The following is a 22,627-nucleotide window of genomic DNA, read 5'->3' as shown; positions in this document are numbered from 1 at the left end:
TCCGGTGCCCGGCTGCCGCTGTCACGGGAATCATATCGATTACAAATCTCCGCACGTCACGAGCGCGCATGACGACGTCACGGCTTTCGAAGCCGCAAAGATTTGGGTTCGCTATGCGTCGGTGGACTTTGGTTGACGCCACTTTCTGACGCTCAATAGTCTGGAGGCATTGGGTATTCGGTGATCGATTCCCAATGCATGAATTTGTCCGCACAAAGCGTGCACACCGCAGGAGCGCGTCATTCAGCAACGACCGCAACCGACTGCCCCGCCGCATGCCGACGCACCAGTCGGCCCGTCGGAGCCCTCCCGTGTGCACGCGCTGTTGCGCTACGACCTGCCGGCGTCGCTCGTCGTCTTCCTCGTCGCGCTGCCGTTGTCCCTGGGTATCGCCGTCGCCTCCGACGCGCCGGTCCTCGCCGGCATCATCGCCGCGATAGTCGGCGGCATCGTGGTCGGCTTCATGGGCGGCTCACCCCTGCAGGTGAGTGGTCCGGCTGCCGGGCTGACTGTGATCGTCGCCGGGCTGGTCGCCGAATTCGGCTGGGCCGTCACCTGCGCGATCACCATCTGTGCGGGAGTCCTCCAGATCCTGCTGGGGCTCAGTCGAATTGCCCGGGCCGCGCTGGCGATCTCGCCCGTCGTCGTGCATGCGATGCTCGCCGGTATCGGCGTCACGATCGCCCTGCAGCAGACGCACGTGCTGCTGGGCGGTGACTCCAAGAGCACGGCGTGGCAGAACGTGACCGGCCTGCCCGGCCAGGTGCTCGACGCCCACGGGCCGGGTCTGATCCTCGGTCTGCTCGTCATCGGCATCCTCGTCACGTGGCGCTGGATGCCCGCACGGGTCAAAGTGGTACCGGGCCCGCTGGTGGCGATCCTGGGCGTGACGGTGCTGTCGGTCGTCGGCCCGTTCGATGTCTCCCGGATCAGCATCGACGGCTCTCTCATCGACGCCCTGCAAACCCCGAACCTGCCCGAGGGGAACTGGGGGGCCTTTGCCACCGGCGTACTGACCGTGGCACTGATCGCCAGCGTGGAAAGCCTGCTGTCGGCCGTGTCGGTGGATCGGATGCAAAGTCGCGCGCCCCGCACCAATTTCGACCGTGAGCTGATCGGTCAGGGGACGGCCAACATCGCGTCGGGTGCCATCGGCGGACTGCCCGTCACCGGTGTGATCGTGCGCAGCTCCACCAATGTGGCCGCCGGAGCCCGGACCCGTGCCTCAGCGATCATGCACGGCGTGTGGGTGCTGGCGTTCGCGGTACCGTTCGCCGGTCTGGCCAAGATGATTCCGACATCGGCACTGGCCGGTTTGCTCATCGTGATCGGCATCCAGCTGGTCAAGTGGGCACATATCAAGATGGCTTGGCGCACAGGCGATCTCGCGGTCTATCTGGTCACGATCGTGTGCGTGGTGTTCCTCAACCTGCTCGAGGGCGTGCTGATCGGACTGGTGCTGGCCATCGCCCTTACCGTGTGGCGGGTGGTGCGGGTCAAGATCACCGCGGAGCCGACCGGCGAAGGCCAATGGCGCGTCGTCGTCGACGGGTCGGTGACCTTCCTCTCGCTGCCCAGGCTCAACAGCGTGCTGTCTTCGGTGCCGGAGGGTACTCACGTCACCGTCGAGCTGTCGGTCGACTTCATCGACCATGCGGCGTACGAGACGATCGACTCCTGGCAGCGCCAGCACGTCGCGTCGGGCGGCAGCGTCGACATCCACGACGTCGGCGCGGTCGAGATGGGAAGCGCCATCGCGGGTCCGCCGATGCGCGGTTTCACCCCCATCGACAAGCGCACCGGCGTGGTGCCCTGGAGTTCGTGGCATCCGCAACTGCGGCCATCGGTGTTGCACGGGCTGGCGGTCTACCACCGCCGCACCGCGCCCTATATCCGGCCGCATATGAAGGAACTGGTGCACACGCAGCGCCCCGAGACGCTGTTCATCACGTGCGCCGACTCGCAGATCGTGCCCAACGTGATCACCAGCAGCGGACCGGGCGACCTGTTCACCGTCCGCAACGTCGGCAACTTCATCCCCACCGGGCGCCAGGACGCGTCGGTGGAGGCCGCCATCGCGTTCGCGGTGAGCATTCTCGACGTGTCCTCGATCGTTGTCTGCGGGCACTCCAGCTGCGGTGCCATGAACGCCGTACTGCACGGCGGGCCAGGGTGTTCCACCGGTGACGACGTGCTCGACGCCTGGCTGCAGCTGGGGCGGCCGGCGCTGTCGGCCTTCGACGGCGGCCGCCACCCGATCGCGAAAGCCGCAGGCGCAGAAGGGTTCGCCACCGTCGATCAGCTGAGCATGGTGAACGTGGCGTTGCAGGTGCAGACGCTGATCGACCATCCGTTGGTGCGTGAGCGCCACCAGCAGGGCCGGCTCGACGTCTTCGGGCTGTTCTACGACATCCCGAGCGCCGGGGTACTACGGGTGACGGCGGCCGACGTCGGGGCGTTCGAGGTGGTTTCCAAGTAGCACCGCCGACGCCACGATCGTCGGTCTCAGGACCACAGGGACTTCGCCCGCTGCAGGGTGAACTGGCGGCCGCGCATCTCGGTCTCACCCCGGCACGACGGGTTCTCCCGGGAGAACTTCATGTTGACGAACCCGGTGAGGTCGGCCCGGATGACGTACTTCAAGGGGACCGGGCCCCGCTGATATTCGTCCGGGGCGCCGGCCCAGCAGCGCGTCCCGGGGTCGATCCGTTCACCTACCCAGGCGCCGCGATGCCGATCGGCGGTGGGGTTCCACGACAGATCCATCTGCCAGGTGCCGGCTGCCGCCCGCGCACGCAGGCATCGTGGACCGCACGCCGACAGGATCCAGTCGCCGGGCTCGGCTGTGTCCGGGCCGGACTTCTCGGCCACCAGATAGACGCCGGGGCGGGGGAGCGGCGGCGCTGCGGGCTCGGGAGCCGCCGCCGGCGGGGCAGACGCCTTGAGGCCGCCGAGCGCGAAGCCGATGGCCACCGAAACGGCAACCAGGACAATGAGGTCTTTCAAGGGTTCCTCCGCGCCGGATCATAACCGTGCCACGGCGAAATCCGGCCGTGCCCCGCTACGACACCCTCAGACCACGCGCTTACCGAGGCGATCGCGGATCCGCATGTCCCACAGGTACACCTGATAGCCCAGCACCCACACCTCCCGGGGAATCACCCGGTCGGCGATCCGCAGCCCGCTCACCAGCCTCGCGAAGCGCCGCTGCTGATCAGCCGTCCAGCTCAGCTGCATGTGGTCACGAAACTCCCGGGGCAGGAACCCGGTGGTGGCGAACAGGTTGAAGCGCCCGGCCAGCAGCCGCAGCGGCGCAGGCAGGAAAGCCATCGCAGCCACGCCGTGCAGGTGCTCGCGCACCGGCGGGTCGATCTGCAGGTCTTGCAGCGACTGCTTCCAGTACGCGTCGAACGCGTTGCGGTCCTTCGGCCACATCTCGTCGCGCACCTGCAGGGTGGTGCCCAGCGTGCGGGCATCGGCATAGATCGCGTCGGCGGAATCCTCGTCGAGCGGGCCGTAGAGGAATTCGTGCATGTCGACGTAGTAGCGGTACAGGCAGGCCGCCACCCACAGTTGCAGCGTGGGATCGAAGGCGTTGTAGGAGACCGGGCTTGAGGCCCGGGAGCGGACCTGGGCATGCACCCGGTCGATCTGGGTGCGCAGCAGCGCGCGGTCGGCGTCGGAGCCCATGGTGGCCGCGGCCAGATAGGTTCCGGTGGTGCGGGCCCGTTTGAACGGATGCTTGTAGACGTTGCCGCTGTCCACCGGGCTCTCCAGGACGCCGTAGCCGACGCCGGGGCGGGACAGCTGCATGATGACGTTGGCCGCGGGCAGCAGCGCTGCCGCGGGATTGAGCAGATCGGTGACGCGTCGCGGCCGACGCGGGGGACCCAGCCTCATATCTTCGAGTAGACCACCTTGTGAGACGCTGCCGGGGTGTTTGCGCGCAGAAGGTCCCAGATCCGGCACCGTCGGGCGGTCGGCATCGCCGTGGGGTACCTGGCCGACGCGCTGCTGGGCGATCCACGCCGCGGCCATCCGGTGGCCGGGTTCGGAACTGGCGCAGCACGGTTGGAAAACCTGACCTACGCCGACAATCGGGTGGCCGGGGTGCTGCACACCGGCCTGCTGCTGGGCGGGCTGGCCGTATTGGGCTGGGCGGCCGGCGGCTCGGTCTTGGTGACCGCGGCGGCCACCTACGTCGCCCTCGGCGGCACCTCGCTCAACCGGGTCGGAGGCCAGATGGCCACCCGGCTGCGGGCTGGCGATCTCGACGGTGCCCGGGCGCTGCTGCCGTCATTGTGCGGGCGGGATCCCGCCGCGCTGGACACCTCCGGGCTGACCCGGGCCACGGTGGAATCGTTGGCCGAGAACACCTCGGATGCGCAGGTGGCGCCGCTGCTGTGGGCGGCGATCGGCGGGGTGCCCGGGGTGCTGGTGTACCGGGGTGCCAACACGCTCGACGCCATGATCGGGCACCGCTCTCCGCGATACTCTCGGTTCGGCTGGGCCGCAGCCAGATTCGATGATGTCCTGAACTATCTGCCGGCCCGGCTCACCGGTCTGCTGGCCGCCGTGTGCGCGCCGGTGGTCGGGGGCTCACCGCGGGCGGCGCTGCGCGCGTGGCGACGGGATGCCGCCCGCCACCCCAGCCCCAACGCCGGGGTGGCCGAAGCCGCGTTCGCCGGCGCCCTGGGGGTGCGACTGGGTGGGCCCACCCAGTACGCCCATCAGCTGGAGATCCGGCCCACCCTGGGGGACGGGCGCATCCCGGAGGTGGCCGATGTGGCGCGGACAGTGCGGCTTTCGCGTGCCGTGCAGGTCGGGGCGGTTCTCGTGGCGGTGGCCCTCAGCGGCGCTTGCCGTACCGGTCGGCGATCTTCTCCTCGACGGTGAGCTCCCGCGGCGGCTCGTCCGCCGCGGCCGCCGCGGCGGCCCGCTCCCGCCGGCGCTGCTGGAGCTCGGCGTAGATGAAGTACCCCAGCCCGAGTGGGGCGACGATGCCGAACGCGATCCATTGGATGCCATAGGACAAGAACGGCCCGGCATCGAGGTGCGGCAGCGGGATTTCCCCGAGCCCGCCGGGCTGATCGGCCACCAGCTGCAAATAGGACCCGGCCAGCGCCACACCGGTGACCGAGGCGATCTGCTCGGTGTTGATCGAATACACCTGCCGGGCACCATCGTCGCTGCGGAACGGCTCCTTGCCGGCAGCCAGCGCCTCCGAATCGCGAAGGCGCGCGGTGATCGTCACCGAGGAGGCCGGCGGCGCCGCGAACTCCGGCACCTTGTTCCCGTCGACGGGACGGATGTAGCCGCGATCCACGAGCACCACCGGCCCGCCGTCCACCGCGAACGGCGTGAGCACCTCGAAGGCCGGCTCGCCGTCCACCACCCGCAGCCGGACCAGCACCTCGGCCTCGGGCAGGTAGTGCCCGGTGGCGGTGACCCGCTGCCACTGGGCCTCCGGTGCAACCGAATCCTGGTGCGGCAGCAGGGTGTTCACCGGAACCGGATCGGCCTGCAGGGAATGGGAAATCTGGCTGTTCTCCCGAGAGGTCTTGCTGTTCTTGCCCAACTGCCAGGGCGCCAGCACGGTGAAGCACAGGTAGGCGAACGCCGCCACCACGACGAACAACGCCAGCCACTGAGGCCGCAGCAGGAAGGACAGGCGCCGCATCAGGCCACCACGATTCCCCGGCCGGCCAGCGCCTCATCGACCCAGGCGTGCAGCCCCGGCAGAGACGCGTCGATCACGGTGAACACGTCCTCGAAATCGGTCTTGGCGCCGTAGTAGGGATCCTCCACGTCCAGCGCGTGGGCACCCGAGCGGGGGTCGAACGACCGCAACATCCGCAGCCGGTCGCCGGTAACCCCCAGATCGGTGAGGATGCGCAGGTGGTTACGCCCCAGTGCGACAACCAGATCTGCGCCCAGGTGATCGTCGGACACCTGCGCGGCGATGTGCTCGGTGGGATAACCGCGCTCACGCAACACCAGACAGGCACGTTCGTCGGCGCCGTCGCCGGCGTGCCAGCCACCGGTGCCGCCGCTGCTCACCCGCACCCACTCGGACAGGCCACGGCGGCTGATCTGATGGGCGAACATCTTCTCGGCAATCGGGGACCGGCAGATGTTGCCCGAGCACACGAACGTCACATGAAGTGCGGACCCACTGGCGAAATCAGACACCCAGCACCTCGCGAAGCGCCTCGACGGTGTCGACATGGGCGTGGGCGGTGACGGCACCCGGACCGGTGAAATCGGTGGCGCCGTAGCCCCAACCGACCACCACCGTGTCGATACCGTGCTCGGCCGCGCCCTCGACGTCGTGCATCCGGTCACCGACCATCAACACCCGCTGCGGCAGCGGCTGCAGCTGTGCCAGCGCGTAGGCGACCACGTCGGCCTTGGCCGCCCGGGCGCCGTCGGGACTGGCGCCGGCGATCACCTCGAAATAGCCGTCCACACCGAAATGCGCCAGGATGCGCCGGGCCGTGGGCTCGGCCTTCGAGGTGGCCACCGCCAGCCGCACCCCGCCGGCAGCCAGATCGGCCAGCAGCGGCTGCACTCCGTCGAACAGGCTGTTCATCGACCAGCCGCGGTCGGTGTAATCGGCCCGGTAGGCCGCGATCGCGGCGTCGGCGTCGAAGCGTTGCGCACCCAGACTCAACGCCCGCAACGTCTCGTGCATCGGGGGGCCGACGATACGGCCGGCCAGGTCACCCTCGGGAACACCGGCACCCACGTGGGCCAGGGCATGACGGAAACTCGACACGATCCCGGCCGCCGAATCGGTCAGGGTGCCGTCCAGGTCGAACAGCACGAGCTGCGGTCGGGTGAGTTCCAGCGTGTCAGTCACGTGCCCATTGTCCCGTATGCCGCCGGCAGTCCTCCCGATGCCCAGGTGGGCGCCCCGACCATTAGGGTCGTGCTGTGTCACGTCCAACCCGCGCAGGGGCCCGCTACCACGGTGACCAGGCTGCGGGGCCCGGCATGCTGGACTTCGCGGTCAACGTCCGGCCCGGTGGTCCGCCGCCCTGGCTGACCGAACGGCTGGCCGCCCGCCTGCCCGACCTGGGCAGCTACCCGAGCCGGTCCGATCACGACCGCGCCGTGGCGGCGGTCGCGGCCCGGCACGGCCGCCGCGCCGACGAAGTGGCCCTGTTGGCGGGTGGGGCTGAGGGATTTGCCCTGCTGGCCGGGCTGCGGCCGGTTCATGCGCGACCCGCCTCCGCTGCTGCCGGCTGGCACCTGGCCGCCCTGATCGCCCCGTCGTTCACCGAACCCGAAGCGGTTCTCACCGCCGCCGGGGTGCCGATCCAGCACGTGGTGCTGCCCGCGCCGTTCACCCTGGCGGCCGCCCAGGTTCCCGACGAGGCCGACCTGGTGGTCATCGGCAACCCGACCAACCCCACCGGGGTGCTGCACCGTCGGGAAGAGCTGTTGGCGCTGCGCCGGCCGGGCCGGCTGCTCGTCGTCGACGAGGCATTCGCCGACGCGATCCCCGGTGAGGCCGAGACGCTGGCCGGCGAATCGTTGCCGGACGTATTGGTGCTGCGCAGCCTGACCAAGACCTGGGCGCTGGCCGGGCTGCGGGTGGGATATGCCCTCGGCGCCCCCGAGGTGCTGGCCCGGCTCACCGCGCCGCGTCCGCACTGGCCGCTGGGCACCCTGCAGCTGGAGGCGATCGCGGCGGCCAACGCACCCGAGGCGGTGGCCGAGGCCGAGGCCGGGGCCCGCCGGCTCGCCGAACTGCGCGACGCGATGACCGCCGGCCTGAACGCGCTCGGACTGTCCGTGGTGGCCGGTGCTGCACCGTTTGTGCTGTTCACCGTGCCCGACGCCGAGCTGATGCGAAAACATCTGGAAAGCAAGGGCATTGCGGTCCGCCGCTGCGATACTTTCGTGGGCCTGCCGGAAAACTACCTGCGTGCCGCGGTGCGGCCGGAGTGGCCCGCACTCATCGACGCCATGACGGAGGTGCTGCCATGAACGCGCGATCGGCCGGCGTCGTCCTGCGGGACGTGATCGCCGCACTGGACGAGGCCTACCCGCCGCAGCTGGCCCACGACTGGGACTCGGTGGGGCTGGTGTGCGGCGATCCCGACGAGCCGATCGAATCGGTGACGGTCGCGGTCGACGCGACCGAGGCGGTGATCGCGCAGGTACCGGAGCGGGGTCTGCTGCTGGCTCACCATCCGCTGCTGTTGCGCGGGGTGGACACCGTGGCTGCCGACACCGCCAAAGGCAACCTGATCCACCGGCTGATCCGCACCGGGCGGGCCCTGTTCACCGCCCACACCAACGCCGACGCCGCTTCGCCCGGGGTGTCCGATGCGCTGGCAGCGGCCCTCGGCGTGACCGTCGAGGCAGTGTTGTCCCCGGCCGCGGGCGGGGCGGATCTGGACAAATGGGTGGTGTTCGTACCGACCTCGGACGCCACGCAAGTGCGAGAGGCATTGTTCGCCGCCGGCGCCGGCCGCATCGGTGACTACTCGCACTGCAGCTGGAGCGTGGCCGGCACCGGACAGTTCCTGCCGCATGACGGCGCCGCGCCGGCCATCGGTGCGGTGGGCACCGTCGAACAGGTGGCCGAGGACCGGGTCGAGGTGATCGCACCGTCGCGGCTGCGGGCCACCGTCCTGGCCGCCCTGCGCGCGGCACACCCCTACGAGGAACCGGCCTTCGACATTTTCGCGCTGGCGCCGATCCCCGGCGATGTCGGAATCGGCCGAATCGGGGTGCTCGATCGACCAGAGCCGTTGTCGGCCTTTACGTCCCGAGTCCGCGCCGCCCTGCCGGCCACCTCCTGGGGAGTGCGGGCCGCGGGAGACCCCGACGCCGTGGTGTCGCGGGTGGCCGTATGCGGGGGAGCCGGTGACTCGCTGCTGGGCGCGGTGTCCCGCGCCGGCGTCCAGGCTTACGTCACCTCGGATCTGCGGCACCACCCCGCCGACGAACACCGCCGCGCCTCACCGGTTGCGCTGGTCGACGTGGCGCACTGGGCCAGCGAGTTCCCGTGGTGCGCCCAGGCGGCCAATGTGCTGCGCGGGAAATTCGGTGATGTGTTGGATGTGCGGGTCTGTTCGGTACGCACCGATCCGTGGAACGTCGAGAGCTGAGCATAGGAAGTACATGAAAGCCGAAGTAAAACAACAACGTTCGCTTCTCGCACTGACCGAGGTCGATGCTGAGCTCGGGCGCATCGAACACCGCGCCAAAAACCTGGTCGAGCAGAAGCAGGTGGACGAGGCGCAGGCCGCGCACGCCGAGGCCAACGACGGGGTGGCCGTCCTGGGCATCGGGCTGGAGGATCTGGACGGTCAGGTGGCCAAGCTGGAGAGCGAGATCGACTCGGTACGCCAGCGTGAGGACCGTGACCGTGCCCTCATCGACGGTGGCACGGTCGGCGCCAAGCAGGTCGCCGAGATCCAACATGAGCTGGAAACCTTGCAGCGCAGGCAATCCAGCCTGGAGGACTCCCTGCTCGAGCTCATGGAGCGTCGCGAGGAATTGGCCGGCCGGCAGGCCGAGGCGTTGCAGCGCATCGATGATCTGCAGGCGGCGCTGTCGGCCGCCCACCAGGCGCGTGATGCCGCACTGGCCGAGATCGACCAATCCCGGGCCCAGGCCAAGACCCGCCGTGAGGGTCTGGTGAGCATCATCGACGCCGAACTCGTCGATCTGTACGAACGCCAGCGGGCCCGCGGCGGCCCCGGCGCCGGGCTGTTGCAGGGCCGTCGGTGTGGGGCTTGCCGGATCGAGATCGACCGTGGCGAGAGTGCCCGGATCGCCGCGGCCGCCGAGGACGACGTGCTGCGCTGCCCCGAGTGCGGCGCAATCCTGTTGCGGGTCAAGCCGTGAAGGTTCTCATCGAGGCCGACGGAGGGTCCCGGGGCAATCCCGGTCCGGCGGGCTACGGGGCGGTGGTGTTCGACGCCGGCCACGACGCGGTGCTGGCCGAACGCAAAGAGTCCATTGGCCGGGCCACCAACAACGTCGCCGAATACCGCGGCCTGATCGCCGGTTTGGCGGCCGCCACCGAGCTGGGCGCGACCGAGGTCGCGGTGTCGATGGATTCCAAGCTGGTGATCGAGCAGATGTCGGGGCGTTGGCGGGTCAAGCACGCCGACCTCATTCCGCTGCAGCGCCAGGCGGCCGAGCTGGCCGCGGGTTTCGACCAGGTGAGCTACACCTGGATTCCGCGGGCCCGCAACAGCCACGCCGACCGGCTGGCCAACGAGGCCATGGATGCCGCGGCAGGCATCGCGACGGCGGAGGCGGAAAAGCCGGTTGCGCCGGCGAAGCCCGCTGCAGCGCCACCGACCGCGCCGGGCTGGACGGGTGCCACCGGGACGCCCACCCGGCTGTTGCTGCTGCGCCACGGGCAGACCGAATTGTCGGTCGCCCGGCGCTATTCGGGCCGGGGCAATCCGGAGCTCACCGATGAGGGGCGCCGGCAGGCCGACGCCGCGGCACGGTATCTGGCCGCCCGCGGCGGTGTCGCGGCGGTTCTCACCTCACCGCTGGACCGGGCCTACGAGACCGCGACGGTGGCGGCCAAGGCACTCGGTGTCGACGTTCGCGTCGACGACGACCTGATCGAGACCGACTTCGGCGCCTGGGAGGGGTTGACGTTCGCCGAGGCCGCACAACGGGATCCGGACATCCACCGGCGCTGGCTACGGGACACCAGTGTCGAGCCGCCCGGCGGGGAGAGCTTCGACGCGGTGGCCGAGCGGGTCCGCCGGGCCCGCAACCGGATCATCGCCGAATACGGTGCGGCAACGGTTTTGGTGGTTTCGCATGTGACGCCGATCAAGACGGTCCTGCGGCTGGCCCTCGATGCCGGTGAAGGCATCCTGTACCGGCTGCATCTGGACCTGGCGTCGCTGTCGATCGCCGAGTTCTACGGCGACGGCGGCTCATCGGTGCGGTTGGTGAACCAGACCGACTACCTGTGATCAGGCGTGCAGGTGCAGCTGCTCGCCGTGCGGTCCGAAGATCGTGATCGCCTCGACAGGACCGTCGACGACCCCGAACCAGTGCGGTGTCCACGTCGAGAACTCCACGGCCTCACCGGGATTGACGAGGAAATCCTGCTCGCCCAGGATGAGCCGCAGCTGCCCGGACAACACGTACATCCAGTCACGCCCTTCGTGCACCGGGAACTCGGCCGGTGGTTTGCGGCGCTTCGGGCTGATCCGGATCTTATAGGCATGCAAACCTGCGGCCGGCCCCTGGCGGGTCAGCGGCCAGTAGGTGATGTCGTGATGGGTGTGGGAGCTGCCGGTGACCCGGGGATCCTCGGCGTGCGGCGCGCGCAGTAGCTCGTCGGTGGTCACCGACAGCGCGTTGGCCAGCCGGGGCAGGTGATCCAACGCGAGGCGGCGCTTACCCGATTCCAGCCGGCTCAGCGTCGAGACGTCGATCTGTGCTCGCCGCGCCACGTCCTCCAGGGTGAGTCCGCGTTCGGCCCGCAGCTCGCGCAGACGCCGTCTGACCAGGGCGTCGATATCGGCTGACCCGGCCGAGTCCGTGGAGTTTGCCTCCATGGCAAAATAGCTTGGCACTTTGCCATGGTTTCGGCAAGCTTGAGGCATGGACAACATGTGGGATTGCGTCATCGTCGGCGGCGGAGCAGCCGGGCTGAGTGCAGCGCTGGTGCTGGGCCGGGCCCGGCGGCGGGTTCTGCTCGTGGACGCCGAGCAGCAGAGCAACCTGGCAGCCCACGGAATCGGCGGACTGCTCGGCAGCGACGGCCGGCCACCGGCCGAGCTCTATGCTGCCGGGCGCTCCGAACTGGCCGGCTACCCGTCGGTCGAGCTGCGCAGCGGCGAGATCGTCCGCGGAGAACCGGGTTTCGAGCTCGAGCTGGCCGACGGCACCCGTGAGCACACCCGAACCGTGTTGCTGGCCACCGGCATGCAGTACCGGGGACCGGACATCACCGGGATCGAAACACTATGGGGCACCTCGGTTTTCCACTGCCCGTTCTGCCACGGGTGGGAGATGCGCGACGCCCCGGTCGCCGTGGTCGCGCAGGGTGACCGCGCCGTGCACTCGGCGTTGATGATGCGCGGCTGGACCGACGACGTCGTGGTGCTCACCAACGGGGACAGCGGACTGGACGATGCGCAGGCCGCACAGCTCGCAGGTGCCGGAATCGGCGTCGACGAACGGACGATCGCCCAGTTCGTCGCGCAGGACGGCGAATTGGCGGCCGTGGAGTTCACCGACGGCACCCGGTTGCCGCGACGCGGTGCGCTCGTCGCGGCCACCCTGCATCAGCCGTCCCCGCTGGCGGGACAGTTGGGTGCGGTCTGGGCACCCGGGCCGATCGCCGCGGACGCCCTCGTCGTCGACGCCTTCGCCCGCACCTCGGTGCCCGGCCTGTTCGCCGCCGGGGATATCGCCGCCCAGATGCCTCAGGTGGCGACCGCCGTCGCGTCGGGCAGTCAGGCCGGCGCCGCCGTGGTCCAGCATCTGCTCGGCGAGGACGTCGGCCTGCCGGTGCCGCCGTGGCCGGCGCCGTCCACCGTCACGGCGCAGTACTGGGAGCGGCACTACGGGCAGCGGGGCCGGATCTGGAGCGGACGGGTCAACGCCCAGCTGGCCAAGATCGCCGCCGACCTGCCTGCGGGCACGGCGCTGGATCTGGGCTGCGGAGAGGGCGGCGACGCCGTCTGGCTGGCCGAGCACGGCTGGCAGGTGACCGCCGTCGACGTGTCGCAGACCGCACTCGGACGCGCGGCCGCCGAAGCGCAGGCCCGCGGTATCGCCGACCGGATCACGTTCGAACGCCACGACCTGTCCGAGAGCATCCCCGACGGCGGGTTCGATCTGGTCTCGGCCCAGTTCCTGCAGTCACCGATCGCGATGGACCGGGCCGGGGTGCTACGGCGGGCGGCCGGCGCGGTGGCGCCCGGAGGTCTGCTCGTCATCGTCGACCACGGGGCCGCCCCGCCCTGGGCTCCCGAACATGTCCGGAAGTTCGAATTCCCCAGCGCCGACGACGTCGTTGACTCGCTGAATCTCGATGAGGCGCAATGGGAACGGGTCCGGGTAGGCACCGATGAGCGGGCAGCGACCGGGCCAGACGGGCAGCCGGGTGTCCTGATCGACAATGTGATGGTGCTGCGGCGTCGCAGCTGAAAACAACGTGTCGTACCGGTGTGGCATACTCGCAAGTATGTTCGAAACAATGGGATTGGCGCAGGTCAACCCGGATGCTGATGAGGCCGAGTTGCATCGGCGCATCGAGGAACTCGAACGGGCGAAGTCAGCCGCCGCGGCCGGGCAGGCCCGGTGCGCAGCCCTGTTGGACGAGAAGCGCCGGGCCGCCGAGGCGGCGGCGGGAGTACGTCGCGCGAAGCGGGGTCGTGGAGTGACCTCGGAGATCGCCCTGGCGCGCCATGATTCGCCGACGTGCGGGAGCCGGCATCTCGGATTTGCCAAGGCCCTGGTGTACGAAATGCCGCATACGTTGGCCGCGCTGGAGACCGGGGTGTTGTCGGAATGGCGGGCAACGTTGATCGTGCGGGAGTCGGCATGCCTGACGGTCGAGGACCGGCGCGCACTGGATGCAGAGATGTGCGGTGACGTCACGAAGCTCGACGGCATGGGCAACAGGCGGATCGAGGCGGAAGCCAAGAGGATTGCCTACCGGCTGGATCCGCAAGCAATCGTCGACCGGGCGGCCAAGGCGCCGGAGGATCGAGATGTTTGGATCCGGCCGGCGCCCGACTGCATGGCCCGGCTCACGGTGTTGTTGCCGATGCAGAAGGGCGTCGGTGTGTATGCGGCGCTCAAGCGGACTGCTGATACGACGTTCGACGGCCGGACCCGCGGCCAGGTGATGGCTGACACCGTGGCGGAGCGGGTGACAGGTCGCCCCGCCGACATACCGGAACCGGTGGCGGTCAGCGTCGTGCTGTCCGACCAGACCCTGTTGACAGACGACGAGAATCCGGCGGTGGTCGAGGGATACGGGCCGGTGCCCGCAGCGGTGGCCCGTTCCCTCGTGAGCGACGCGGTTGCCGACGAGCGGTCGCGGGCGACATTGCGGCGGCTCTACCGGCATCCGACGTCGGGGGCGTTGGTGGCGATGGAGTCGCGTTCGCGGCTGTTCCCCAAGACGCTGGCTCGTTTCATCGGATTGCGGGACCAGACCTGCCGGACTCCGTATTGCGATGCGCCGATCCGGCACCACGACCATGCGCAGCCCCACGCCGGTGGCGGCCCGACCAGCGCCCTCAACGGTCTCGGTGAGTGCGAACGCTGCAACTACGTCAAGGAGTCACCAGGGTGGAGGGTGCGCACATTCGACGAGAATGGGGTGCACACAGCCGAATTCGTGACTCCGACCGGAGCGGGCTACCGCTCGACCGCGCCCCCGCCACCCGGGTCGATCGAATGCTACGAGAGCGTGACCGAGTTGCAGGTCGCGATCGAGTTCGCGCGGTGCGCCGCTGCGGCCTAGTTGTCGTGTGCGGGCCGGACGTCGGTGACCGCTCTACCTCCTCGTTGTGCTCGATGGCCCGTGCTGCTGTCGTATTTGGACATCGCGTGTGGCCTGGGTCATTCGGTGGCACTGCGGTTGATGTTGACTCCGGTGATATGGGCCGACACCTGCCACAGACGCTCGGCGTTGTGGTGGTTGATGGCGTAGTCGCGAACACCGCCGCCCTCCATGGATCCCTCCGGGCTGGCGAGCGGTGCGATGGCTGCCCCTTGGCTCGGCGTCTTGAAACCCGGCCCGATGACGTTCCCATCTGCGTCAATCCACCCCCGCTCGATCTGTTCGGCGGCTGTCATGTCGCGCTGCAGGTCGGGCCGGGGAACGAGGAAGACCGACTCAAACTCCTTGACGAACACCGTCGACGCATCGAGGCTCAGATCCACGCCCTCGAAGAATGCCGTTCCCTCATCGAATGGAAGGTCGACGTCTACGCCGAACACCTCCGCTCCGGAACCGCGACTGGGCTATGGGACCCCGTTACCGGATCGGCATAGCGCGCGTCGGCCAAGTCCTTCGCCCGGAGCAGATATCGGGCCGGTGGCACCTGCGCCATGAAAATAAGGGTACGGTGATCTGCGCGAACGAGTTGGCTGGGCGGCCGCGGCACCCCTGAGGTGTCGAGGAAAGTCCGGACTTCACAGAGCAGGGTGATTGCTAACGGCAATCCGAGGTGACTCGCGGGAAAGTGCCACAGAAAACAGACCGCCACCTGGTCCTTGTGGCCGGGGGGTAAGGGTGAAACGGTGCGGTAAGAGCGCACCAGCACCCCGGGTGACCGGGGTGGCTAGGCAAACCCCACCCGAAGCAAGGCCAAGAAGGCCGCAACCTGGTTGCGGTCGCGCAGACGCCCGAGGGCTGCTCGCCCGAGTCTGCGGGTAGGCCGCTTGAGGCACCCGGCGACGGTGTGCCCAGATGGATGGTCGCCGCCTCGCCCCCTCGGGGTGAGGGACAGAATCCGGCTTACAAGCCAACTCGTTCGCCCCTGGCCCTACCGGGCCTTGCGCACCGCCTTGTCGAGCTTCTTGAGCGCATGCTGCAGCTGCGCCCGGGACTGCTGGGCCAGCTCGTCCTCGAGCTGATAGAGCAGGCCGTAGGTGAAGGTGTCCTCGCCGGCGGCGTGGGCGGCATCGGCCTGGGTGACCAGGTGGGTCTTGCTGACCACACTGTCCTGATGATCGCCGAGCAGCGACTGGATGTCCTTGGCCCGGTCGGACACCTTGTCGGCTCCGGTGGCCGCCGCCGTGTAGCGAAGTCGCTTGGCGCCCTTACGGATTCGGTGCAGAGCCTCGTCCTTTTCGGCGGCCGTGGACTCTTCGGCCGCGACTGCGGCGGCGGACTTGGCCGCCTTGCGCACCCGCTTGTACGCCGTGTCGATGCCCGCCGACGGCGACGCACCGTCCGCGCCGCCGGGCGGTGCGGCGGCGAGCAGCTCATCGAGCGCGTCCAGCAACCGGAAGTAGCGCGACGAGCGCATCGCCAGCAGCGACCGCCGCCAACCCGCGGTGTAGCGGCGGTTGGCCCCCTCGACCAGACGCTCGCGCACCGGCCCGCGGACCAGCTCGGCAGGCAACTCGTCGAGCGCGCGCTCGTAGCGCTCGGCCAGTACCTCGGCGTCGCGCGCCACACCCAGAACCGCGGCCAGCGCCCGCAACTCGTCGAGCACCCACCCGTCGTCATCGAGACCGAAGGAACCCTTCGACCCCTGCAACAGGCTGCGGATCTTGCGGGTGGTCACCCGCATCTGATGCACCGCGTCGTCCCCGTCGGCCCGCACCGCACGGTCCCACACCAGCAGCGCCTCGATCTGCTCGGCGATGGCCCGGTGTACCGGATCGGCCGGGGGAGCAGGCTCGGGGGCGGTGTCGGTGCCCAACACCCGGGCCAGCTTCGAGCCGTGTGCGGCCGGTGTCGCCCCGGCATCGGCGAGCCGATTGGCCAGTCGATCCATCAGATCGCCCGGAACGTCGGCGGGCAGCAGTTCCAGCTCCCACTCCCGCCAGCTCACTTCGTCGCCGTCCGGGTCAGTGGCCGATGCGGTGACCCGGTCGTCGCAGAATTCTGCCAACGCGGTCCCGTCGGAGCGGTGCAGCACCTCGACACTGCGCTGGGTGCTGATCCGGGCGACCGGGGACAGCGGACGGTCCCGGACGATCGCGAGCACGACGTCACGCAACTCCTCGGGCACGGCGTCGGTCGCCGTGCCCAACGGAGCCCGCACCTCGGTGCGGGTATCGGTACCGGCCGGCAGCTTCAGGTGCCAGCCGGCGTCACTGCCGCCGGTACGACGCCGAAGTGTGATGCGGTGCGCCGCCAGATCGCGATCGGGCGTGTCGAAGTACACCGCGTCGAGCCGCTGCGTCCCCGACCGCACCACCTCGGCAACTGCGGACAACCCCTCGAACGACGGCGAGACGGTGTTCTCGGTGACCGCGAACTTCCGCTCGATTTCGGTGTACCGGGCAGTCTTGGTCTTACCGGGGGCCATAGTCACCTTCGCTGTGCACCGGAGGCGGATTCGGATGGCACCAGCGTGCCACATCCGCGCGAGGGCAGTGACCGCTGCCAGTTCAGCCCGCCATCTCCTAGGGTTGCCCCCATGGGGCCCGGGACGAATCCGAGCGCCGGCCGCGGCCGGCCGCGGTTGGAACAGCCACGCCGGCCGGGCCGCACCGCCCGCGAAGAGATCCTCGACGCGGCCGCCGAACTGTTCACCAACCACGGCTACGCCAGCACCTCCACCCGGCGCATCGCCGACGAGGTCGGGGTGCGGCAGGCGTCGCTGTACCACCATTTCGCCACCAAGGACGACATTCTCGACGCGCTGCTGGCCGGCACCGTCGACGCGGCGCTGCAGTTGGGCACCGAGTTGCTCGGCAGTGCCGGACCGGCCGGTGGCCGTCTGCACACACTCGTCGTCGGTGACGCGCACCAGTTGTGCACCGGCCGGTGGAATCTCGGTGCGCTCTACCTGCTGCCCGAACTGCGGATGGATCGGTTCGAACCGTTTCGGCTGCGCCGGGCCCAGCTGCGCGAGGTGTACCGCAGCTTGTCAGAATCGGTGATCGCCGAATGCCGCGGCCCGCGCGCGGCCGCCGACCTGCCGTTCCGGTTGGTGGAGACGGTGGTCAACAGCCGATCCGACGATGTCGAGCCCACCCCGGCGCAGCCCTGGGTGATCGGCGAAGGGGCGCTGCGGATCCTCGGATTCGTCGGTGATTTCGCACCGTTGGTCCAGGCGACGGCGGTGCGGCTGGGGGTGCGGCCACCGTCGAAACCGGCCCCGCTAGAGTCCCGACCGTGACCGAGCCCACGTATGAAGCCATCTCGTTCGAGCAGTCCGGTGCCGTCGCGCGCATCACGCTGAACCGCCCGGACGCCGCAAATGGCATGAACGACACCATGACTCGCGAGCTGGCCGACGCCGCGCGGCGCTGCGACACCCCCGCCACGAAGGCCGTAGTGCTGACCGGTGCCGGCCGGTTCTTCTGTGCGGGCGGTGACCTGAAGGCCTTCTCCACCGCGCCGGACCGCGGCGTGTTCATCAAAGGGGTCGCCGACGACCTGCACCAGGCCATCTCGTCGTTCGCCCGGATGAACGCGGTGCTGATCACCGCCGTCAACGGCACCGCCGCCGGTGCCGGGTTCAGCCTGGCGGTGGCCGGCGACCTGGTGCTGGCCGCCGAATCGGCCACCTTCACCATGGCCTACACGAAGGTCGGCCTGAGCCCCGACGGCAGCGCCTCCTACCACCTGCCGCGGCTGGTGGGCCTGCGCCGGGCCCAGGAACTCATCCTGACCAACCGCGTGCTCTCGGCCACCGAGGCCCGGGAGTGGGGGCTGCTCACCGAAGTGGTCTCCGGCGACGAACTCGCCGACCGGGCCACCACGCTGGCCGAGCAGGTGGCCGCCGGGTCGGGCGGATCCAACGGCGCGGTCAAGTCACTGCTGGTGTCCTCGTTCAAGAACAGCCTCGAAGAGCAGATGGCGGCCGAGGCCCGGTTCATCGCCGAGCGAGCCAACTCGGCCGACGGCCGCGAGGGCGTCGACGCGTTCCTGGCCAAGCGCCGGGCCGAGTTCGCTTAGTCTAACTGTCCGATGCGATCTGTATCGGGAAGGCGATGTCATCGCGGGCGATGGTCCCGGGGTAGCAGGGCGAGATTGCATTGACGGTGGGCGGGAAACTTCTCGGTGACGCAGAAACGATCTGTAGGCGATAGCCATCAGGGCCATATCCGAACTGGTTGGGCTTCCGGAACTCGTCGCGCTCGATTACCTTCCATCCCCAGCTGCTCCAGATCTCACCAACCTTCCTCACGGTGGCATCGTTGTCGGTTCCCGAGGGTGAGTGCAGTTCACCGATAGTGCTGAAATTCCTCGGGGCGGTGGGTGTGCTGTCGTTGTCGTCGCAGTACCCGGTTGAGCCAGCTGAACCGTATCGACTGGCGTCTATCACGGTGCCTGTCGGCAGCCCGTCCAGGGTGCGCTTCAGGTAGTTCATGAGGGTGTCCTGGGCCTGTTGTTGCGATTGGGGTACAACAGTATTCACGGATGAACCTCCGGTGGTGCAGGCGGTGGGGGTCAGGCAGAGCCCGGTCATGATGGCTATGAGAATTCTAGTTTTCATCGGCGTGCCTCCGGGGGTGCTAGGTCAGTTGGCGGGAGCCCAGCGATGATGGCGCCCATGTTTTCCAGCGCCGGGTTTCCAGGATCCCAGTAGCTGCTGTGTGCCGGGACGGAGGGCAAGCCAGGCCCCCACGGGGGTCCTGGGGATGCGTCGAGGCGCGTAGCGCCAAAGTCAGTTCCGAATGGGTCGGCGCCCAGGGTCATGTCAGTCGCTGCGTGGATGATGTCGTTCTTTGCGGTAATAGAGTAGACATTTGCGTTGGCTTCGAGGTTGAGGTCACCGGCATGCTGGGTCAACATGCCAGGGCTGCCGACTGCGATTACGTTTTCTGCTGCGAGATGACCGCCGCTGGTTGCTGCCCCTCCGACCAGCGTGGACCCATAGCTATGGCCTATGACGGTGTCGAGCGCCGGCGGACCGTTGTGCGAAGCGTGCATGCCATCCAGGAATGTATCGAGTGCCGAACCTCCGTTGGCGGCGTATTCCGGATCGGCGGCTTCAATCAGATCCATTGGCCGGTCATAGCCCATCCAGGTGGTGACGGAGACGTCTTGCGGACTGAGAGTGGGATCGGCGGCCAGCGCTGCTTGGTACATCTTGAGCGACTTGTTATCGCTGCCGTCGGAGGTGGCCATGCCCTGGCCAGTGCCGGGTACGAAAATGGCTGACCGTGATGCGTTGTCAGGATCACCGATCGACACTGAAGCATGCCCTTGGTCGTCTAGGTATCCGAGGTAGCGCTGAACTATCGCAACGACCAGATTCAGCACCGTCTTGCCAGGATCATGGATCGAGCGCGCCGCCCGCCACGGCCGCAGCTGACGCGACAGACCCGACACCAAGCCGCTGACCTGCGCAGTCTGCAACAGCAGCGACGCCCCTGCCGAGGAAATCAGCGACTCGCGACCCGATTCGACCTGAAACCCACCACAACCGCTACGCTTGACCTACGGAGTGCCTTCCCGCTTGTGAACATGGACCCTAGACAAGTCACATTTTCTCAAGCAGGACAGGCACTTCCGTGCATTACACGCCCGTCACACCCAGTCTTCACGAAATATCGAGGCTAGTAGCTGTGTTCCTCGGCCGGGAACACCCCGGCCGCCACGTCCTCGGCGTACTGCGTTGCCGCACGGTGCAGTTCGCCGCCGACGTCACCGAAGCGCCTGACGAACTTGGCGGTCTTGCCGCTGGTGAGCCCGGCCATGTCCTGCCAGACCAGCACCTGGGCATCGCAGTTGGGGCCGGCGCCGATACCGACCGTGGGAATGGTCAGCTTGCCGGTGATCTGGGTGGCCAACTCGGCGGGCACCATCTCCAGTACCACCGCGATGGCGCCGGCCTCCTGCACGGCGATCGCGTCGTGGATCGTCTGCTCGGCGGCGTCGCCACGGCCCTGCACCCGGAAGCCGCCCAACCCGTTGACACTCTGCGGGGTGAAGCCGATGTGGGCCACCACCGGGATGCCGGCGGCCGACAGCGTGGCGATCTGCTCGGCCATCCGCTCACCGCCCTCGAGCTTGATCGCCTGCGCGCCGGTCTCCTTCATGAACCGGGTGGCCGTCGCGAGGGCCTGCGCCGGGCCGTCTTCATAGCTGCCGAACGGCAGATCGGCGACCACCAGCGCATGGGGCGCGCCCTTGACCACGGCGCGCGCCAACGGAATCAGCTCGTCGATGGTGATCGGCACGGTGGTGTCATAGCCGTAGACCACGTTTGCCGCCGAATCGCCCACCAGCAGCACCGGAATGCCGGCGTCGTCGAAAATCCGTGCGCTGGAGTAGTCGTAGCAGGTCAGCATGGCCCACCTGTGACCTTCGGACTTCCACTTCGCGAGCGTGAGGGTGCGCACCTTGGTGCGGGGCTTGGCATCCGCGGCAGAATCGGAAGCGCCATAAACAGACTGTTCAGACATCATCGTCCCTTGTGATGGTCGGTTCGAATCCTCGAGGCCGGCTGACGGTCCCCGGGTTCGGCTGACAAGGTCAAGTCTGCCACCGTGGCAAAGAAGGTAAAAGCGACGTTCGAGTGGATTTCCTCACAGTCGCAGAACCTGGCCCTAACATCAGCGGCATGCAACGGCTCAGCGGACTCGACGCCAGCTTCCTGTACCTGGAAACCCCCGCGCAACCGATGCACGTGTGCTCGGTGCTGGAGCTGGACACCTCGACCATGCCGGGCGGTTACACCTTCGACCGGTTGCGCGACGCATTGTCGTTGTCCATCAAGGCGATGCCGCAGTTCCGCGAAAAACTGGCCGACACCCGATTCAACGTCGACCACCCGGTGTGGGTGGAAGACAAGGACTTTGACGTCAACCGGCATCTGCACCGAATCGGTCTGCCCGGTCCGGGCGGGCGCACCGAGCTGTCCGAGATCTGCGGCCACATCGCCTCACTGTCCCTGGACCGGTCCAGGCCGCTGTGGGAGATGTGGGTGATCGAGAACGTGGCGGGCACCAACGCCCACTCCGGCGGCCGGCTGGCGCTGCTGACCAAGGTGCACCACTCCGGCGTGGACGGGGTGACCGGCGCCAACCTGATGTCGCAGCTGTGCACCACCGTGGCCGACGCGCCGCCGCCCGACCCGGTCGACGGGGTGGGCGGGGCGTCGGCCGCCGAGATCGCGCTCAGCGGCGCGGTGCGGTTCGCCGCGCGCCCGCTCAAGCTGGCCAAGGTGCTGCCCACCACGGCGACCACGGTGATCGACACCGTCCGCCGGGCCGTCAGCGGGCAGGCGATGGCCGCACCGTTCAACGCGCCGAAAACTGCGTTCAACACCAACATCACCGGTGGTCGCAACGTGGCGTTCGCGCAACTGGACCTCGAGGACATCAAGACCGTCAAAAATCACTTCGACGTGAAGGTCAACGACGTGGTGATGGCGCTGGTGTCGGGGGTGCTGCGGACTTTTCTGGAGGACCGCGGGGAACTGCCGGAGAGCTCACTGGTGGCGATGGTGCCGGTGTCGGTGCACGACCGGTCCGACCGGCCCGGCCGCAATCAGGTGTCGGGGATGTTCACCAAGCTGGAAACCCAGATCACCGATCCGGCCGAGCGGCTGCGTGCCATCGCCGCCTCGAATTCGGTTGCCAAACAACACAGTTCCGCGATCGGCGCCACCCTGCTGCAGGACTGGACCCAGTTCGCCGCCCCGGCGGTGTTCGGTACCGCGATGCGGGTGTACGCGGCAAGTCGGCTGTCCGGCGCCAAACCTGTGCACAACCTGGTCATCTCCAACGTGCCCGGCCCGCAGGTGCCGCTGTACCTGCTCGGCTGCGAGGTCAAGGCGATGTACCCGCTCGGCCCGATCTTCCACGGATCGGGGCTCAACATCACTGTGATGTCGCTGACCGGCATGCTCGACGTCGGCATCGTGTCCTGCCCGGAATTGCTGCCTGACCTGTGGGATATGGCCGACGATTTCCACGTCGCACTCGAGGAACTGCTGGCCGCTACCCGATAGCGTCGGCGCGTCGC

The 22,627-nt window shown here is 68.5% G+C and carries 22 protein-coding genes, 1 other RNA gene and 2 pseudogenes; 12 read left to right on the top strand and 13 right to left on the bottom strand.

Annotated features, from left to right (window positions below; translation table 11 throughout):
- Positions 1-313: 313 nt before the first annotated feature.
- Positions 314-2,479 carry a SulP family inorganic anion transporter gene (locus tag FR943_RS17370; RefSeq protein WP_308170587.1) on the top strand — a complete coding sequence of 722 codons (2,166 nt, stop codon included), beginning with the start codon at positions 314-316 and terminating at the stop codon, positions 2,477-2,479.
- Between the two features lie 26 nt (positions 2,480-2,505).
- Here FR943_RS17370 and FR943_RS17365 read toward each other — a convergent pair whose 3' ends face one another.
- Together FR943_RS17365 and FR943_RS17360 are read right to left on the bottom strand one after the other, a co-directional pair.
- Positions 2,506-3,006, bottom strand: coding sequence for a hypothetical protein (locus FR943_RS17365; RefSeq protein ID WP_217159419.1), 501 nt, complete (start codon positions 3,004-3,006; stop codon positions 2,506-2,508).
- Positions 3,007-3,072: 66 nt separating this feature from the next.
- On the bottom strand, positions 3,073-3,900 hold the full coding sequence (locus FR943_RS17360) for an oxygenase MpaB family protein (RefSeq protein ID WP_217159417.1): 828 nt from the start codon (positions 3,898-3,900) through the stop codon (positions 3,073-3,075).
- 36 nt (positions 3,901-3,936) lie between these two features.
- Between FR943_RS17360 and FR943_RS17355 the strand changes: the two genes are divergently transcribed.
- Positions 3,937-4,896 (top strand): cobalamin biosynthesis protein, encoded by a 960-nt coding sequence (locus FR943_RS17355; protein ID WP_308170586.1) that lies wholly within the window; start codon positions 3,937-3,939, stop codon positions 4,894-4,896.
- Here the strand turns inward: FR943_RS17355 and FR943_RS17350 are convergent.
- The 3 genes from FR943_RS17350 to FR943_RS17340 are packed head-to-tail and all read right to left on the bottom strand — an operon-like array spanning position 4,850 to position 6,862.
- Positions 4,850-5,680, bottom strand: coding sequence for an SURF1 family cytochrome oxidase biogenesis protein (locus FR943_RS17350; protein ID WP_217159414.1), 831 nt, complete (start codon positions 5,678-5,680; stop codon positions 4,850-4,852). The genes FR943_RS17355 and FR943_RS17350 overlap by 47 nt on opposite strands.
- Complete coding sequence (locus FR943_RS17345) at positions 5,680-6,192, bottom strand: low molecular weight protein-tyrosine-phosphatase (protein WP_308170585.1); 513 nt, start codon at positions 6,190-6,192, stop codon at positions 5,680-5,682. The genes FR943_RS17350 and FR943_RS17345 overlap by 1 nt, the downstream gene beginning before the upstream one ends.
- Positions 6,185-6,862, bottom strand: coding sequence for an HAD-IA family hydrolase (locus FR943_RS17340; protein WP_217159411.1), 678 nt, complete (start codon positions 6,860-6,862; stop codon positions 6,185-6,187). Before FR943_RS17340 ends, FR943_RS17345 begins: the two co-directional genes overlap by 8 nt.
- A gap of 74 nt (positions 6,863-6,936) precedes the next feature.
- On the opposite strand from FR943_RS17340, the gene cobC reads away from it, so the two are divergent.
- The 4 genes from cobC to FR943_RS17320 are packed head-to-tail and all read left to right on the top strand — an operon-like array spanning position 6,937 to position 10,967.
- Positions 6,937-7,995 carry an Rv2231c family histidinol phosphate aminotransferase CobC gene (gene cobC / locus FR943_RS17335; RefSeq protein WP_217159409.1) on the top strand — a complete coding sequence of 353 codons (1,059 nt, stop codon included), beginning with the start codon at positions 6,937-6,939 and terminating at the stop codon, positions 7,993-7,995.
- Positions 7,992-9,125, top strand: a complete 1,134-nt coding sequence (locus FR943_RS17330) for a Nif3-like dinuclear metal center hexameric protein (protein ID WP_217159407.1) — start codon at positions 7,992-7,994, stop codon at positions 9,123-9,125. Before cobC ends, FR943_RS17330 begins: the two co-directional genes overlap by 4 nt.
- Before the next feature lie 13 nt (positions 9,126-9,138).
- On the top strand, positions 9,139-9,867 hold the full coding sequence (locus FR943_RS17325; RefSeq protein ID WP_217159405.1) for a zinc ribbon domain-containing protein: 729 nt from the start codon (positions 9,139-9,141) through the stop codon (positions 9,865-9,867).
- A complete protein-coding gene (locus FR943_RS17320) occupies positions 9,864-10,967 on the top strand; it encodes a bifunctional RNase H/acid phosphatase (protein ID WP_217159403.1) in 1,104 nt (367 codons plus the stop codon). The genes FR943_RS17325 and FR943_RS17320 overlap by 4 nt, the downstream gene beginning before the upstream one ends.
- On the opposite strand, the gene FR943_RS17315 is transcribed toward FR943_RS17320, so the two are convergent.
- The gene (locus tag FR943_RS17315; RefSeq protein WP_217159706.1) at positions 10,968-11,558 is read right to left on the bottom strand and encodes a type II toxin-antitoxin system RelB family anti-toxin; all 591 of its coding nucleotides are present in this window, start codon (positions 11,556-11,558) and stop codon (positions 10,968-10,970) included. It lies immediately after the preceding gene.
- Between the two features lie 46 nt (positions 11,559-11,604).
- Between FR943_RS17315 and FR943_RS26780 the strand changes: the two genes are divergently transcribed.
- Positions 11,605-13,158: a bifunctional NAD(P)/FAD-dependent oxidoreductase/class I SAM-dependent methyltransferase gene (locus FR943_RS26780; protein ID WP_217159401.1), complete on the top strand. Its 1,554-nt coding sequence runs from the start codon at positions 11,605-11,607 to the stop codon at positions 13,156-13,158.
- Positions 13,159-13,195: 37 nt separating this feature from the next.
- Positions 13,196-14,485 (top strand): DUF222 domain-containing protein, encoded by a 1,290-nt coding sequence (locus FR943_RS17305; protein ID WP_217159399.1) that lies wholly within the window; start codon positions 13,196-13,198, stop codon positions 14,483-14,485.
- A gap of 98 nt (positions 14,486-14,583) precedes the next feature.
- Here FR943_RS17305 and FR943_RS17300 read toward each other — a convergent pair whose 3' ends face one another.
- The gene (locus tag FR943_RS17300; RefSeq protein ID WP_217159397.1) at positions 14,584-14,907 is read right to left on the bottom strand and encodes an SDR family NAD(P)-dependent oxidoreductase; all 324 of its coding nucleotides are present in this window, start codon (positions 14,905-14,907) and stop codon (positions 14,584-14,586) included.
- A 92-nt stretch (positions 14,908-14,999) separates the two neighbouring features.
- Positions 15,000-15,077: pseudogene (locus FR943_RS26450) on the bottom strand (AraC family transcriptional regulator); the annotation flags it as partial.
- A gap of 29 nt (positions 15,078-15,106) precedes the next feature.
- Between FR943_RS26450 and rnpB the strand changes: the two are divergent.
- Positions 15,107-15,503, top strand: an RNA gene (rnpB, locus tag FR943_RS17295) — RNase P RNA component class A.
- A 9-nt stretch (positions 15,504-15,512) separates the two neighbouring features.
- On the opposite strand, the gene FR943_RS17290 is transcribed toward rnpB, so the two are convergent.
- Positions 15,513-17,009: a CYTH and CHAD domain-containing protein gene (locus tag FR943_RS17290; RefSeq protein ID WP_217159395.1), complete on the bottom strand. Its 1,497-nt coding sequence runs from the start codon at positions 17,007-17,009 to the stop codon at positions 15,513-15,515.
- Positions 17,010-17,120: 111 nt separating this feature from the next.
- Between FR943_RS17290 and FR943_RS17285 the strand changes: the two genes are divergently transcribed.
- Both FR943_RS17285 and FR943_RS17280 read left to right on the top strand, forming a co-directional pair.
- On the top strand, positions 17,121-17,825 hold the full coding sequence (locus FR943_RS17285; RefSeq protein WP_217159393.1) for a TetR/AcrR family transcriptional regulator: 705 nt from the start codon (positions 17,121-17,123) through the stop codon (positions 17,823-17,825).
- Positions 17,822-18,607, top strand: a complete 786-nt coding sequence (locus tag FR943_RS17280) for an enoyl-CoA hydratase/isomerase family protein (RefSeq protein WP_217159391.1) — start codon at positions 17,822-17,824, stop codon at positions 18,605-18,607. Before FR943_RS17285 ends, FR943_RS17280 begins: the two co-directional genes overlap by 4 nt.
- A 1-nt stretch (position 18,608) precedes the next feature.
- On the opposite strand, the gene FR943_RS17275 is transcribed toward FR943_RS17280, so the two are convergent.
- The 4 genes and pseudogenes from FR943_RS17275 to panB all read right to left on the bottom strand — a co-directional run bounded on the left by FR943_RS17275 (position 18,609) and on the right by panB (position 21,063).
- Positions 18,609-19,022 carry a hypothetical protein gene (locus tag FR943_RS17275; RefSeq protein ID WP_246585076.1) on the bottom strand — a complete coding sequence of 138 codons (414 nt, stop codon included), beginning with the start codon at positions 19,020-19,022 and terminating at the stop codon, positions 18,609-18,611.
- Positions 19,023-19,144: 122 nt separating this feature from the next.
- On the bottom strand, positions 19,145-19,918 hold the full coding sequence (locus FR943_RS17270) for an alpha/beta hydrolase (RefSeq protein ID WP_443732536.1): 774 nt from the start codon (positions 19,916-19,918) through the stop codon (positions 19,145-19,147).
- Positions 19,895-20,044 (bottom strand): annotated as a pseudogene (locus FR943_RS26915) (IS1380 family transposase); the annotation flags it as partial. The gene FR943_RS17270 and the pseudogene FR943_RS26915, both read right to left, overlap by 24 nt.
- A gap of 170 nt (positions 20,045-20,214) precedes the next feature.
- Positions 20,215-21,063, bottom strand: coding sequence for a 3-methyl-2-oxobutanoate hydroxymethyltransferase (panB, locus tag FR943_RS17265; RefSeq protein WP_217159385.1), 849 nt, complete (start codon positions 21,061-21,063; stop codon positions 20,215-20,217).
- A 158-nt stretch (positions 21,064-21,221) separates the two neighbouring features.
- On the opposite strand from panB, the gene FR943_RS17260 reads away from it, so the two are divergent.
- Complete coding sequence (locus FR943_RS17260) at positions 21,222-22,613, top strand: WS/DGAT/MGAT family O-acyltransferase (RefSeq protein WP_217159383.1); 1,392 nt, start codon at positions 21,222-21,224, stop codon at positions 22,611-22,613.
- Positions 22,614-22,627 lie beyond the last annotated feature (14 nt).

The organism is [Mycobacterium] fortunisiensis (genome assembly GCF_019050325.1).
Taxonomy (GTDB): domain Bacteria; phylum Actinomycetota; class Actinomycetes; order Mycobacteriales; family Mycobacteriaceae; genus Mycobacterium; species Mycobacterium fortunisiensis.
This window is presented reverse-complemented; position numbering and strand designations above follow the sequence as displayed.

Bases quoted from the DNA above. Each gene is read 5' to 3' on its own strand.
- FR943_RS17360 (WP_217159417.1), bottom strand. From the start codon at position 3,900: ATGAGGCTGGGTCCCCCGCGTCGGCCGCGACGCGTCACCGATCTGCTC.
- FR943_RS17350 (WP_217159414.1), bottom strand. From the start codon at position 5,680: ATGCGGCGCCTGTCCTTCCTGCTGCGGCCTCAGTGGCTGGCGTTGTTC.
- FR943_RS17330 (WP_217159407.1), top strand. From the start codon at position 7,992: ATGAACGCGCGATCGGCCGGCGTCGTCCTGCGGGACGTGATCGCCGCA.
- FR943_RS17325 (WP_217159405.1), top strand. From the start codon at position 9,139: ATGAAAGCCGAAGTAAAACAACAACGTTCGCTTCTCGCACTGACCGAG.
- FR943_RS17315 (WP_217159706.1), bottom strand. From the start codon at position 11,558: ATGGAGGCAAACTCCACGGACTCGGCCGGGTCAGCCGATATCGACGCC.
- FR943_RS26780 (WP_217159401.1), top strand. From the start codon at position 11,605: ATGGACAACATGTGGGATTGCGTCATCGTCGGCGGCGGAGCAGCCGGG.
- FR943_RS17305 (WP_217159399.1), top strand. From the start codon at position 13,196: ATGTTCGAAACAATGGGATTGGCGCAGGTCAACCCGGATGCTGATGAG.
- FR943_RS17290 (WP_217159395.1), bottom strand. From the start codon at position 17,009: ATGGCCCCCGGTAAGACCAAGACTGCCCGGTACACCGAAATCGAGCGG.
- FR943_RS17285 (WP_217159393.1), top strand. From the start codon at position 17,121: ATGGGGCCCGGGACGAATCCGAGCGCCGGCCGCGGCCGGCCGCGGTTG.
- FR943_RS17275 (WP_246585076.1), bottom strand. From the start codon at position 19,022: ATGAACTACCTGAAGCGCACCCTGGACGGGCTGCCGACAGGCACCGTG.
- panB (WP_217159385.1), bottom strand. From the start codon at position 21,063: ATGTCTGAACAGTCTGTTTATGGCGCTTCCGATTCTGCCGCGGATGCC.
- FR943_RS17260 (WP_217159383.1), top strand. From the start codon at position 21,222: ATGCAACGGCTCAGCGGACTCGACGCCAGCTTCCTGTACCTGGAAACC.